The organism is Marivita sp., assembly GCF_048006345.1.
GTDB lineage: Bacteria > Pseudomonadota > Alphaproteobacteria > Rhodobacterales > Rhodobacteraceae > Marivita.
The window spans coordinates 2110304-2124259 of the sequence record NZ_CP180351.1 but is presented as its reverse complement, the minus strand read 5'-3'; the positions used below and the strand labels follow the sequence as shown (position 1 = coordinate 2124259).

Sequence of the window (13956 nt, the reverse complement as noted above, 5' to 3'; positions counted from 1 at the left end):
ATCGTCCTCCCAAACGACGCGCGTCAACTCAGCATGCCGCGTCCGTGTCCCACTGCTGATTGCAGCGACTTTATCACCACGAAGGCATCCCGAAGATGACTTCGCTCAAAATCCGACAGGTCCGTCGGGCTTAGGAAATTGTCCGGCATGATACCAGCCCGAACCTGCGCTGCCTGATGTTCGAGCCGAGTTTCCGCGATCAGGTCATAGGCGTCCCGCAGGTCCTGCCCGCCAGATGTGCTGAGCACACCTGCCGCGATCGCCGCGTCAAGCCGTGCTGCAGTGTTGACGGCGGTCAGCTTGCCTTGCAGCGCATAGATGCGGCCCAAATCCACCACCGGCACCACGCCATTGTGCTTGAGATCGATCTGGTTCTTGTGCTCGCCCGACCGGATCGTCGCAAACCCGCGCAACAGGCCCAGGGGCGGTGTGTGTTTGAGCGAGTTCGACACCATATGCGCCACAAAGATCGAGTTGGCGGCGGCCTTGCGCAATGTCTCGGCCTGCAAATCCTCGAACAAGGCCTTGGTGCCGCCAATGGGCCGTAGGTCGAACATCACGCTTGCCAGCATCTGCGCTTCCGGGTTCGGCGTCTTGATCCAGCCCGCGAAATAGTCGCGCCAGACGCGCACCGGCTGGCGCCAGCGCGGGTTCGTCGCCATCATGTCGCCGGGACAATAGACATAGCCGCAGGTGTCCAGCCCGTCGCAGACGAACCGCGCCAGCGCTTCGAAATAGGGCATGTCGGTATCGGTCACGCTGTCATCCAGAAACAGGCAATTGTCCTGATCGCTGACGCCGGTCTGTTCCTGCCGCCCTTGCGATCCGCAGGCCAGCCAGAGATAGGGCACAGGCGCCGGTCCAAGCTTGGTTTCGGCCAGAGCGAGCAAACGGCGCGTCGCGGTGTCGGCCACATCGGTGATCAGCCGGGTGATGACCTCGTGCCGGTTGCCGCCCGCCACAAGTTGCGCCAGCAGTTGCGGAATGCGCTTGGTGACCTGTGCCATCTCTTCGGCGCTGTCCGAATGGGCGATCTCGGACACCAGCTCGGCCGAGCTGACCGCCTGAAACCGCGTGAGGTCGGTCTGGGTGACGATGCCCACCAGTTTGCCTGCATGGCAGACGGGGATATGCCCGATGCGCCGCTCCATCATCATGTGCAGAACGTCCGATCCGATGGCGGATGGCGGCAGGGTGACGGGATCGGGGGTCATCACCTTGGTGATCTGTGTGTCAAAAGGCAGGGCATCGCCGACAACCTTGCCCGACAGGTCGCGGATCGTGGCGATCCCCTGCAAGACATCGCCTTCAGCCACGCAAATCGACGACACACGCGCATCGCGCATCAGGCGGGCAGCGGTCTGGACATCAGTAGCGGGCGGGCAGGTGAGCGGCTTGGTCGCCATAAGCGCCTCGACCGGGGTGGTGGCCAGATTGGCCTTGTTCGGTTTCTCGGTCCGGCTGCGGTCAAAAAACCGGCGGAAGGCCGGGTCGTCGCGCATCGCCTTATGGAACCGATGTGCGGGCAGCATCAGGAGGGTTGTCTCGGTCACTGCCCGTGCCGAGGTCACGCTGGCCCCGTCGCGCAAAAGCCCGCGTTCGCCAAAGGAATTTCGCGGACCCAGCAGCGAGATCGGAACATCATGTTCGTCGCGGATTTCCACGTCGCCGCGATAGACGACGAACAATCCCTCCAAGGCTGCGTTCAGCGCATAGATCTCCTCACCCGGCTCAAAGGTCTTGACGGTGAAGGCCTCGATCAGGGTCTGAAGGGCTGCTGGCTCCATCGCGTCATAGGGATGGATCGCGGACAGGAACTGGGCCATCGAAAGGGAGTCACGTGTCATGAAAAGACCTGTCTTCCTATGTAAAAAGTCCCGCCCCGGACGACCGGCGCGGGACCGCGTTTTCAGGGGGCGCCACCCCGAAGGGTGACGCGTCCTGTTGGCTTAGTGGTCCTGAGCCGCGCCGGCACCGCGGGGGATGCGGACGCTTTCAACCAACTCTTCGATCTCGCGCGGGATTGGTGCTGTCATCTTCGACACGGTGAAGGCCACCGCGAAGTTGATCATCGCACCCACCGCCCCGAAGGAGGTCGACTTGATGCTGCCCAGAAGCGGGTCTGCGTCGGTGAAGCTGTTGGTGTCCGGAATGAACAGCCAGCCCTTGTGCAGGAAGATGTAGACCAGCGTGGTGATCAGACCGGCCAGCATGCCCGCAACCGCACCCTTGTTGTTCACCTTGGTGAAGATGCCCATCATGAGTGCCGGGAAGATCGACGCCGCAGCCAGACCGAAGGCGAGGGCCACCGTCTGCGCCGCAAAGCCCGGAGGGTTGAGGCCCAGATAGGTTGCGACCGCAATCGACACCGCCATGGCAATCCGTGCCGACAGAAGCTCGTTCTTTTCGGACATGTTCGGGGTCAACTGACCTTTCAGAAGGTCGTGGCTCACCGCCGAAGAGATGGCCAGAAGCAGACCGGCAGCGGTGGACAGCGCGGCGGCAAGACCACCGGCAGCCACCAGACCGATCACCCAGCCGGGAAGGTTGGCGATTTCCGGGTTGGCCAGAACAAGGATGTCGTTGTTGAACTTGGTCAGTTCGTTCGCGTCACCCCAGCCAGCCGCCTGTGCCTTGGCAACGGCCTCCGGGTTCTTGTCGTTGAAATAGGCGATCCGCCCATCCCCGTTCTTGTCTTCCCAGCCCAGAAGGCCGGTCTTCTGCCATGTGGCCATCCAGTCGTAACGCGGATCTGTCTCGATCTGCTCGAGGCTCACCGGTTCGCTGTTGGCACCATTCGGCCAGAACATGTCGGTGATGTTGAGGCGCGCCATCGCACCCACGGCAGGCGCCGTCAGGTAGAGCAGGGCGATGAAGACAAGCGCCCAGCCTGCGGACCAGCGTGCGTCGGACACTTTCGGCACGGTGAAGAACCGCATGATCACGTGCGGCAGACCTGCCGTCCCGATCATCAGCGACAGGGTGAAGAGCACCATGTTGAACGTGTCGCCGTTATGGGTGGTGTACTCATTGAAGCCCAGATCACGCAACAGCGCATCCAGCGTGACAAGCAGCGGCTCGCCGCTCGTGGTGTGATCGCCAAAGAGACCAAGACCCGGGATCGGGTTGCCGGTCAGCTGCAGCGAGATGAAGACCGCCGGGATGGTGTAGGCGGTGATCAGCACGACGTACTGTGCCACCTGCGTGTAGGTCACGCCCTTCATGCCGCCGAACACGGCATAGGCGAACACGATCACCGCACCGATCAGAAGACCCGTGGTCGAGCTCACTTCGAGGAAGCGTCCAAAGGCCACGCCAACACCCGTCATCTGGCCGATCACGTAGGTCACGGATGCGATGATGAGGCAGATCACGGCCACAAGGCGCGCGGTCGGGCTGTAGAAGCGGTCCCCGATGAATTCGGACACGGTGTATTTGCCGAACTTCCGCAGGTAGGGGGCCAGCAGCAGCGCCAGAAGCACGTAACCGCCTGTCCAGCCCATCAGGAAGGTCGAGTTGTCATAGCCGGTGAAGGCGATAAGGCCCGCCATCGAGATGAACGAGGCCGCAGACATCCAGTCGGCTGCGGTTGCCATCCCGTTGGTGACCGGGTGCACACCGCGACCGGCGGCATAGAATTCCGATGTGGAACCCGCGCGGGCCCAGATCGCGATGCCGATGTAAAGCGCGAAGGACGCGCCCACAAAGAGCAGGTTGATGGTAAACTGATCCATGGCCCTTATTCCTCGTCCACGCCGTATTCTTTATCGAGCTTGTTCATCCGCCAGGCGTAGAAGAAGATCAGCGCCAGAAAGACGAGGATCGACCCCTGCTGGGCGAACCAGAAGCCCAGATCGGTGCCCCCGACCGAAATGCCCGAAAGCATCGGGCGCAGCAGGATGCCGAACCCGAACGAACAGATGGCCCAGATCACCAGGCTCACCAGGATGATGCGCACGTTTGCTGCCCAATAGCCCGCGTCGGACTTTCCAGCAGCCTGCGCTGATTGTGATGTGTGGTCCGCCATTGCGGCTCCTCCTCTTCCCTCGTTGCACGTGCCCCGTCCGAACGGGAACCGTATCCTGTGTGACGCGGCGTGAAGGCCGCGGTTGGCTACCGCTCAGGCGGTGGCGCGTCGAACGATGTCGCCAAGCGTTGTGGCGATCTCGTCAATGGCTCCCATCGCATCCACACGGGCGAGCGCACCCTGTGCGTCGTAGAATGCGATAAGTGGGGCGGTTTGGGCATGATATGCATCAAGCCGGGCCGCGACGGTTTTAGCGTTGTCGTCGGCGCGGCGTTTGAAATCGGTGCCTTGGCACTTGTCACATTGGCCCGCGACTTTCGGGGCCTTGTACGTGTCGTGATAGCCTTCGCCGCAGCCGCCGCAGGTGAACCGCCCGGAAATCCGGTCGACCATCGCGGCATCATCCACATCAAGGCTGACCGCCGCGTCGATCTTCTGGCCGCTTTCGGCCAGTAGCATGTCCAGAGCCTTGGCCTGCACCGTGGTGCGCGGGAAGCCGTCAAGGATCACGCCCTTGGCACAGTCGGCATCCGCCAACCGGTCGCGCAGGATGGCGATGACGATATCGTCGCTCACCAAGTCTCCCGCTTCCATCACGGCCTTGGCCTGTTCGCCTGCGTCCGTGCCCGCGGCCACAGCCGCGCGCAGCAGGTCACCCGTGCTCAGTTGGACAAGGCCGAACTGTTCTTCCAGCATGCGGGCCTGCGTGCCTTTGCCTGCGCCCGGAGGGCCAAGCAGGATCAGAACCGGCGCGGTTGTGGGTGTTGTGCTTCCGTCCATCGCCATCACCCCCGGTTCATCCGGTTTTCGATGAGGTCATCGACGACGGAGGGGTCTGCGAGAGTGGATGTGTCGCCGAGGGCGCCGTAGTCGTTTTCGGCGATTTTGCGCAGAATGCGGCGCATGATCTTGCCGGAGCGGGTTTTCGGCAGGCCGGGGGCCCATTGGATGAGGTCGGGCGAGGCGATGGGGCCGATCTCGGTGCGGACCCAGGCGCGGAGCTCCTTCATCAGCTCATCGCTCGGCTCGATCCCGTTCATCAGGGTGACATAGCAGTAGATGCCCTGGCCCTTGATGGCATGCGGGTAGCCGACCACGGCAGCCTCGGCCACCTTGGCATGCGCCACCAGCGCCGATTCCACCTCGGCCGTGCCCATCCGGTGGCCCGACACGTTGATCACATCGTCCACCCGGCCGGTGATCCAGTAATCCCCGTCGGCGTCGCGCTTGCAGCCGTCGCCCGAGAAGTAATAGCCCTTGTAGTCCGAGAAATAGGTCTTCTCGAACCGCTCGTGATCGCCCCAGACGGTGCGCATCTGCCCCGGCCAGCTGTCCTTGATCGCCAGCACGCCTTCGGTCGGGCTGGCATGGATTTCCTCGCCCGATTGCGGGTCGAGCACCACCGGCACCACGCCGAAGAACGGCTTCATCGCCGCCCCCGGTTTGGTCGCATGGGCGCCCGGCAGCGGGGTGAGCAGGTGCCCGCCGGTTTCCGTTTGCCACCATGTGTCGACGATCGGGCAGCGGCCCCCGCCCACCACGTCATTGTACCAGTTCCACGCCTCGGGGTTGATCGGTTCGCCCACCGTGCCCAGAAGCTTGAGCGAGGATAGATCGCATTTCGTTACGAATTCGTTGCCCTGACCCATCAGGGCGCGGATTGCGGTCGGCGCCGTGTAGAACTGGTTAACGGAATGCTTCTCGCAGACCTGCCAGAAGCGCGACGCGTCCGGATAGGTCGGCACACCTTCGAACATCAGCGTCGTCGCGCCGTTCGCCAAAGGCCCGTAAACAATGTAGGAATGCCCGGTGACCCAGCCCACATCGGCGGTACACCAGTAAACGTCGCCTTCATGATAATCGAAGGTAATTTCATGGGTCAGGGCGGCGTAAACCAAATATCCACCAGTTGAGTGCACAACCCCCTTGGGCTGCCCGGTCGAGCCCGATGTGTAGAGAATGAAAAGGGGGTCTTCGGCATTCATTTCGGCAGGCTGGCTGACGTCTGACGCCTCCAGCGCCATTTCATTGTAGTCGTAATCGCGCCCGTCGACCCATGTGGTCTGGCCGCCGGTGCGCTTGACGACAAGGCACTTCACGCTGTCCTTGCAGTGCAGGAGGGCTGCATCGGCATTGGATTTGAGCGGGGTCTTGCGGCCGCCGCGCGGCGCTTCGTCGGCGGTGATGACGACCTTGGCGTCCGAGCCGTTCACCCGCGCGGCCAGTGCGTCGGGCGAGAAGCCGGCAAAGACGATGGAGTGGATGGCACCAATCCGCGCGCAGGCCAGCATGGCATAGGCCGCTTCGGGGATCATCGGCAGGTAGATCACCACGCGGTCACCCTTGCGCACGCCCATTGTCTCGAGGATGTTGGCCATCCTGCAGACGCTGCCATGCAGGTCGCGATAGGTGATGTGCTTGGCCGGCTCGTTGGGATCATCCGGCTCGAAGATGATCGCGGTCTGATCGCCACGGGTCGCCAGATGCCGGTCGACACAGTTCGCGGCCACGTTCAGCGTGCCATCAGCAAACCAGTTGATCTTGACCTGACCCAGCGTGAAATCAACGTTCTTCACCTGCGTCGGCACCTTCATCCAGTCCAGACGCTGCGCCTGCTCCGCCCAGAACCCATCAGGATCAGACACAGACCGCGCATACATCTCCTCATACCGCGCCGCATTTATGTGGGCGCGGGCGACGGTTTCAGCGGATGGCGGATACACGGCCGTACCATCTGTGGTGGTGGTTTGATCGTTCATGGTTTTGGTCTCCCTCGCGCCGCCTGATCCCCCTCAGGCGCTTCAGACTGCGATCACAGACGTGTTATCGCGGCTTGTTTCGATCATAGGCGAAGGTGAAAACAATAAAATAAGTAAAATAAAAACAGGTATTTGGATGTAAATATTTTTCAGATAGTAAGGAAAATGCGTAAACAAATTTACTTTCCGCAGGGTAAAGCCCTAAGAAACAAGGTAAGTTCTTGGCATGGGTTTTTGGGCTGTTTGCGGTAACCGTGACACGCGGTAGCAGGCTTGGAATTCGCGCCATGGGTGTGACATATTGATCCGGTATGCCGTTGCATGCAGAATTTTCGCTGCCCGCTTTTTGACCAACTCGCAAAAACTGCCCGAAAACCGGGCGCTGAGTCGGAGGCCAACTCAACACCAGACTTGGTGCCTGTGCCGCGCTTGGCCTAGACTGAACGCATCACGCACAGGAGCGCCGAACCAGATGACAGACATGACCCCTTTGGAACGCCGGATCGCCGTGGGCCGTGGCGATGCACCCGCAGACCTGGTGTTGCGCGGTGCCAAGACGCTTGATCTGATCACCGGTGACCTCATGGATGGAGATATTGCCATTTGCGATGGCATGATCGCCGGCACCTGCGGCAACTATGACGGGGCCGAAATCCGGGACATGACGGGTCTGATCCTCGTTCCGGGGTTCATCGACACCCATCTTCACATCGAAAGCTCGCTGGTCACGCCGTATGAATTCGACCGCTGTGTCGCCCCGCATGGCGTGACCACGGCAATCTGTGATCCGCACGAGATCGCCAATGTCATTGGTGCCGCGGGCATCCGCTATTTCCAGGAGGCCAGCCGCCACACGCTGATGGACATCCGCGTGCAACTGTCGTCCTGCGTGCCGTCGACTCATATGGAAACCGCGGGCGCCGAATTGCTGGCCGCTGATCTGGCGCCGCTCATGGGGCATCCGTCGGGCATCGGTCTTGCCGAATTCATGAATTATCCCGGCGTTATCTATCGGGATGCTCAGGTGATGGAGAAGCTGCATCTGTTTGAGGGCGGTCATATTGACGGCCATTGCCCGCAATTGCGCGGGATGGACCTCAACGCCTATATCTCGGCGGGGATTTCCACGGAACACGAGGCGACGACTGCGGACGAGGCGCGCGAGAAACTGCAAAAGGGCATGCGCGTTTTGATCCGCGAGGGGTCGGTGTCAAAGGATTTACACGCGCTGCAGCCGCTGCTGACCGAACGCACCGCGCCTTACATGTGCCTCTGCACCGATGACCGGAACCCGCTCGACATCGCGGAAGAGGGGCATCTTGATTACATGATCCGCACCCTGATCGCATTGGGCACGCCACCTCTGGCGGCCTATCGCGCGGCGTCGCTGTCGGGGGCCGAGGCCTTCGGGCTCAAGGATCGCGGATTGATCGCACCGGGCAAGCGGGCGGATATTGTGGCGGTTCGGTCGCTTGAGGCCTGCGACGTGCAAAAAGTATTCTGCGCCGGGGTAGAGGCGACAGCCGAGAATTTTACCAAGCGGTCAAAAATAGAACCGGTGGGCACAGGTTCCGTCCACGCGCCGCATCTGACCCCTGAGGATTTCCGCGCAAAGGCGAACCGGTCCGAGACTGATGTGATCGGCATCGTCGAAGGCAAGATCATCACCGAACATCTGCACGAGACCATTGCGGTCGAGGACGGCGATAAACATCCCGACCCGTCGCGCGACCTCATTCGCATCGCGGTGGTGGAACGGCATGGCAAGAACGGGAATATCGCCACCGGCTTCGTGCGCGGTTTTGGCTTGCAGCGGGGGGCAATTGCCTCGACCGTCTGCCACGACCACCACAACATCGCCTGCGTTGGTGTGGATTACGCCGATATGGCGCTGGCGGCGAACCGGCTGTCCGAGATCGAAGGCGGGTTTGTTGTGGCTTCCGGGGGTGAGGTGCTGGCCGAACTGGCGCTGCCGGTGGCCGGGCTGATGAGCCTTGAGCCGTTTGAAGAGGTACATGACCGGCTGGTGGACCTGCGTGCGGCGGCCAAGAGCCTGGGCGTGACGCTCAATGAGCCATTCCTGCAACTGGCGTTTCTGGCGCTGCCGGTCATTCCCGCGCTCAAGATCACCGACCGGGGAATGGTCGATGTGACAAAATTCGAGATCATTCCTTAACGGACGGCGACCGCAAGCAATTCGGTCAGAAGCGGGTTGGGATAGCGACGGTCCAGCGTGACCGCGTAGAAGAGTTCATGCAGGTCCAGCATCGCCGCCTGTACCAGATCCCCGCGCGCGAGCTCGTCTTGCACGACGATCGGCGGAACCACGGCCAAGCCTGTGCCGCGCAGGGCGAGAAGGCGGATCATGGCCATGTCGTCAACCTCGGCGGCGATGATGGGCTTGGCGCGAACGCGGGCCAGCAGCGTGTCGAAGGCGTTGCGGATCTGCGTGTCGCGGGTGGGAAGGATCAGGGGATGATCGGCCACCAGCTCTTCGAGCGGGCGATTGCCGCGCACCCGGTCGGGCGTGCCGAAGAGACCCACGGTTTGATCCGCCAGCTTTTGCGTCAGGTACGGGCTGATCGCATCGCGGGCAGGGGGCGTGTTGGTCAGCACAACGTCGAGGTTGAGCGCATCCAGAGCGGCGTAAAGCTCGGCTGCGCTTCCGGAGCGGAGGATCACTTCGACATCGGGGCGGCCAAGGACCGGTTCCAGAAAGGTGATCTGGAAGTTGCGCGACAGAGTCGACAAAGCGCCAACTCGCAACGCGCGGGCCGGACGGGCTGTTTCGCGCAGCGTGTCGAGCAGTTCTTCGCCGGCCGAAAAGATCGTGTCGGCATGGTCGAGCGCGATGCGTCCGGCTTCGGTCAGATGCAGGGCGCGGCCCCGGCGCTCAAAAAGTGTTTGGCCGAGACGATCCTCCAACTGTTTGATTTGCGATGATAAAGCCGATTGCGACAGGTTCAGCCGCTCGGCTGTGCGGGTAAGATTTCCGTCATGGGCCACGGCCCAGAAGTAGCGCAGGTGATGGTAATTGAGATCCGACATTCGTTCTATTTAAGTGAACGATTGATCCTAAACAATGTATTTTTCTTCACCAAAGCGGCAGGCTACGTCCCGGTCAAGATCACGCCCTCAAAGGAGACCGTATCATGATCACCGCCGTGCCGCTTCTTGCGCCTGCGTTTTTCGCCATCGTCGGGTTTGTCTACATGCGCAGTGACATGCCGCGCGGATCGGCCCAGTTGCGTCTGGGTGAATATGCCGGTCTGGCCGCGATGGTGGTGTCCTTGGGCGCTTTGGCGCTGCTGATCGCCAATGGTTCGGCAACCAGCCCGTTGATCGGCGCGGCCGAGATGGGCTTTGCCGCCCGGATCGACGCGGTGAGCGTGACCATGCTGATGCTGGTGAGCTTCATCGGCTGGGTCGTGATGCGGTTTGCGGTGACCTACACGGATGGAGAACAGAACCAGACGCGGTTTCTCGGCTGGTTGAGCCTTGGCCTTGCGTCGGTGCTTCTGCTGGTGACAGCAGGCAACCTGATCCAGTTGATCATCGGCTGGGGCGCGGTGGGTCTTTGCGTCAACCGGCTGCTGCTAACCTACCCCGAGCGGGCGGCGGCACAGCGGGCGGCGCGGAAGAAGGCGCTGTGTTCGATGGCGTCGGATGGAGGCTTGATCCTTGGCGCGTTTGCGCTGGCGGCAGCCTATGGCACGGCGGACATTCACTCGATCATCGAGGCTGCGCGGGCGGGCGAAGGCGGCGGTGCCGCGGTCCTTGCGGCTGGTCTGCTGGCGATTTCGGCGCTGTTCAAATCGGCGCAGGTGCCGACCCATGGTTGGTTGACCGAGGTGATGGAAGCGCCGACGCCGGTTTCTGCCCTGCTGCACGCGGGTGTGGTGAATGCGGGTGGCTTCCTCTTGATCCGGTTTGCGGATGTCATGCTGCTGGCCCCCGGTGTGTTGAGTGTGCTGGTGATCCTTGGTGGCTTCTCGGCCTTGTTCGGTGGTCTGGTGATGCTGACCCAGCCATCGGTCAAAACCTCGCTCGCATGGTCTACGGTTGCGCAGATGGGCTTCATGATCCTGCAATGTGGTCTGGCACTCTTCCCGTTGGCGCTGCTGCATATCGTGGCGCACTCGCTTTACAAGGCGCATGCCTTCCTTGCCTCGGGTGGTGCCGTGGCGCAGGTGGCGTCGATCCGGCGGCCCGGCCCGGTGGCGATCCCGAATGGCAAGGCGGTGCTCAAGGCCTTCGCCATCGCGCTGGCGATCTACGGCACACTTGGCCTGCTGCTGGGCATCGACGGCAAGTCGGCACAGGCCATCGCGCTGGGGGCTGTGCTGGTGATGGGTGTGGCGTACCTGCTGGCGCAGGGTTTGGCGGATCACGCGCCCGAACTGCTGACCCGGCGTATGGCGGTCTATTCCTTGGCGACCACAGTGAGCTACTTCGCGCTGCAATCCATCGCGATCTGGTTGACCACGGGTGCGTTGCCCGCAACCCCGGCTCCCGGCCCGCTGCAATGGGCGCTGATGGTGCTGACCATCCTCAGCTTCGGCACCGTGGCGCTTGCGCAGGCCACCTTCCCGAACTGGGCCAGCCACCCTGCCGCCCAAGGCCTTCGGGTGCATCTTTCGAACGGATTTTACCTCAACGCGGTATTTGACCGGCTGACAGGCGGCTGGGCCGCACGGTCACGGTAATGGACAGGACAGGAGATCAAGACATGCTGACAATGGTTGAACGGTTCTCGGGTCCGGCCCTTGAGATCATGGCTGGTGCCAAGAATGCCGCCGCCCATATCCCGCCGCTTTGGTCGCTTGAGGCAACGGTCGCGGTGAACCCCTATGTTGGACAGGCTGGCGAGCCGTTGCAGATGGCCGCCGCCCGGCTGGCGCGGGTCGCGGGTGTGCGGACGGTGCCGGAGCGGGCACATTTCAAGGCGAAGTTCGCGGCACATGAGCTGAGCGTTGCCGACCTTGAGGCGGGTCTGGCCGAAGTGCCGGAGCTGACGGCGACGGTTGAGGAGCTGATCGCGGCGATGGACAAGACGGTTGCAGCGCCCGAAACCCTGCCGACACTGGCCGATTTGGCCGAAGAGGTGTCAGACATCAACTGGCCCGACTTTGTGGCCGAGCGGATCGGGCATTGGGCAGGCGGTCATTACGACACCGGTCAGGCGCTCTGGCCTGCGCCCAAGACACGGGCGTGGCTGTCGTGGCGGTCCTTTGCGCAGCGGGACCTGACGCCCGAGATTTTCGGTCTGACCGGGTTTGCGTCGCGGGTGGCGTCGATGTCGATGTCCGCACGGGGCGCGCTGACGAAGTGTGCCGAGGATATGGGGATCACGGCGGGTGCCTGCGAAAGCTATTTCCACACGCTCCTGATGCGGCTCGGTGGCTGGGCGCAGCTTGCTTCGGGCGAGGCGTTCCGCGCGAACCTGAAAGGTGGTGCCAACAACGACATCACCGACCTTCTGACCGCCAAGCTGGTCTTCGAAGCGGCGCTGCTGGCGCGGTACAAGGACAAGATTGGCGATAAATGGGCCAAGGTGCTTGAGGCGCACGCCCAGCCTATCGTGCCGAGCGAGGACGATCTGATCGACGCAGCGCTTCAGGCGGCGGCGGATCACGCGGCGGCGCGGGCGCTGGACGAAACGTTGGCGCAGTCGGTGGCGGCCAAGCAAGTTGTGCCAAACGTACAGGCGGCATTCTGCATCGACGTGCGGTCCGAAGTGTTCCGGCGGGCGCTGGAGGCCACGGGTGACGGGATCGAGACCATTGGTTTCGCGGGCTTCTTTGGCATCGCTGCGGCGCATCACGGGTTTGCGTCGGATGTGCTGGAAACACGGGGTCCGGTGCTGATCAACCCCGGTGCAACCTCGGCTGCGACCGATCCGCAGGACAGCGACGTGCTGACCCGCGTGGCGAAACGGGTGACGCGGGCCTGGGGCCGGTTCCGGCTGGCGGCTGTGTCCAGCTTTGCCTTCGTTGAGGCGACGGGGCCCTTGTATCTTGGCAAGCTGGTGCGGGATTTGCTGGCGCAGAAGCATCCGAGCCTTGGCAATGATCCGGCACCTGCCTTGTCCGATAACCTGACGCTTGAGGACCGGATCGGCATGGCGGCGACGATCCTGTCGGCGATGTCGATGAAATCAGGCTTTGCCAAGGTCATTCTGCTGGCGGGTCATGGCGCTGGGGTGGTCAACAACCCCCATGCGAGCGCGCTGCAATGTGGTGCCTGTGGGGGCCATGCCGGGGACGTGAACGCGCGGCTGGTTGCCCTGTTGCTGAACGATGCAGAGGTGCGGGTGGGATTGGTCAAGAAAGGCATCGACGTGCCTGCCGAGACCGTGTTCGTGGCTGGTCTGCATGACACGGTGACAGACGAGGTGCGGCTTTACGAAGATGATCTGCCTGCGGGACACACGCAGGGTGCAACGATTGCCGCGTTGAAACAGGCTTTGTCGATGGCGGCCAAGGTGACACGCGCGGAGCGGTCCGCGCGGTTGCCGCGGGCGACGGATCAGGCGGCGGTGATGGAGAGGGCGAAGAACTGGTCGGAAACCCGGCCGGAATGGGGGCTTGCAGGTTGTTCCGCGTTCATTGCAGCCCCCCGGTCGCGGACCATGGGGCGGAGCCTTGAGGGACGGTCGTTCCTGCACAGCTATGACTGGCGGCAGGACAAGAATTTCCAGGTGTTGGAATTGATCCTGACCGCGCCTGTGGTCGTGGCAAGCTGGATCAGCCTGCAATACTACGGTTCCTCCGTCGCACCGGATGCGTTTGGGGCTGGGAACAAGCTGCTCCACAACGTGACCGGTGGCATCGGTGTGGTCGAAGGCAATGGCGGCGTGCTGCGTGGTGGTCTGCCGTGGCAGTCGGTGCATGACGGCGAGAAATTCATGCATGATCCCCTGCGGTTGTCGGTGGCCGTTGAAGCGCCGCGCGAGGCGATCAGCGAGATCCTCAACCGTCACGCTGGTGTTGCAGCGTTGTTCGATAACGGCTGGCTCAAGCTTTTCGCGATGGACGACGAGGGCCGGTTGGGCTGGCGGTATACTGGCGGTGGCAATTGGATGTCGCTGCGGGGCGACAAGGCTGCGACGCAGATCGCGGCGGAGTAAGGCTTGAATTGAGGCCTCGCCCGGCGGCATGCCGGGCAGCC

General features: G+C 62.5%; 9 protein-coding genes. 3 read left to right on the top strand and 6 right to left on the bottom strand.

What is annotated here, in order from left to right; all coding sequences use genetic code 11:
* Nucleotides 1–23: 23 nt before the first annotated feature.
* The 5 genes from ACMVPR_RS10435 to acs form a co-directional block, all read right to left on the bottom strand.
* Nucleotides 24–1847, bottom strand: a complete 1824-nt coding sequence (locus tag ACMVPR_RS10435; protein WP_416882820.1) for a DUF294 nucleotidyltransferase-like domain-containing protein — start codon at nucleotides 1845–1847, stop codon at nucleotides 24–26.
* Nucleotides 1848–1949: 102 nt separating this feature from the next.
* Nucleotides 1950–3734, bottom strand: a complete 1785-nt coding sequence (locus tag ACMVPR_RS10430) for a sodium:solute symporter family protein (protein ID WP_416882819.1) — start codon at nucleotides 3732–3734, stop codon at nucleotides 1950–1952.
* A gap of 5 nt (nucleotides 3735–3739) precedes the next feature.
* Nucleotides 3740–4027 carry a DUF4212 domain-containing protein gene (locus tag ACMVPR_RS10425; RefSeq protein ID WP_300586412.1) on the bottom strand — a complete coding sequence of 96 codons (288 nt, stop codon included), beginning with the start codon at nucleotides 4025–4027 and terminating at the stop codon, nucleotides 3740–3742.
* Nucleotides 4028–4120: 93 nt separating this feature from the next.
* Nucleotides 4121–4807, bottom strand: coding sequence for an adenylate kinase (locus ACMVPR_RS10420; protein WP_416882818.1), 687 nt, complete (start codon nucleotides 4805–4807; stop codon nucleotides 4121–4123).
* A gap of 5 nt (nucleotides 4808–4812) precedes the next feature.
* Nucleotides 4813–6786, bottom strand: a complete 1974-nt coding sequence (acs, locus tag ACMVPR_RS10415; protein WP_416882817.1) for an acetate--CoA ligase — start codon at nucleotides 6784–6786, stop codon at nucleotides 4813–4815.
* Between the two features lie 481 nt (nucleotides 6787–7267).
* Between acs and ade the strand changes: the two genes are divergently transcribed.
* The gene (gene ade, locus ACMVPR_RS10410; protein WP_416884646.1) at nucleotides 7268–8962 is read left to right on the top strand and encodes an adenine deaminase; all 1695 of its coding nucleotides are present in this window, start codon (nucleotides 7268–7270) and stop codon (nucleotides 8960–8962) included.
* On the opposite strand, the gene ACMVPR_RS10405 is transcribed toward ade, so the two are convergent.
* The gene (locus ACMVPR_RS10405; protein ID WP_416882816.1) at nucleotides 8959–9834 is read right to left on the bottom strand and encodes a LysR family transcriptional regulator; all 876 of its coding nucleotides are present in this window, start codon (nucleotides 9832–9834) and stop codon (nucleotides 8959–8961) included. The genes ade and ACMVPR_RS10405 overlap by 4 nt on opposite strands.
* A gap of 104 nt (nucleotides 9835–9938) precedes the next feature.
* Here ACMVPR_RS10405 and ACMVPR_RS10400 point away from each other — a divergent pair, with 104 nt between their 5' ends.
* The gene (locus tag ACMVPR_RS10400) at nucleotides 9939–11492 is read left to right on the top strand and encodes a proton-conducting transporter membrane subunit (protein ID WP_416882815.1); all 1554 of its coding nucleotides are present in this window, start codon (nucleotides 9939–9941) and stop codon (nucleotides 11490–11492) included.
* Between the two features lie 23 nt (nucleotides 11493–11515).
* Nucleotides 11516–13915: a YbcC family protein gene (locus ACMVPR_RS10395; protein ID WP_416882814.1), complete on the top strand. Its 2400-nt coding sequence runs from the start codon at nucleotides 11516–11518 to the stop codon at nucleotides 13913–13915.
* Nucleotides 13916–13956: the final 41 nt, after the last annotated feature.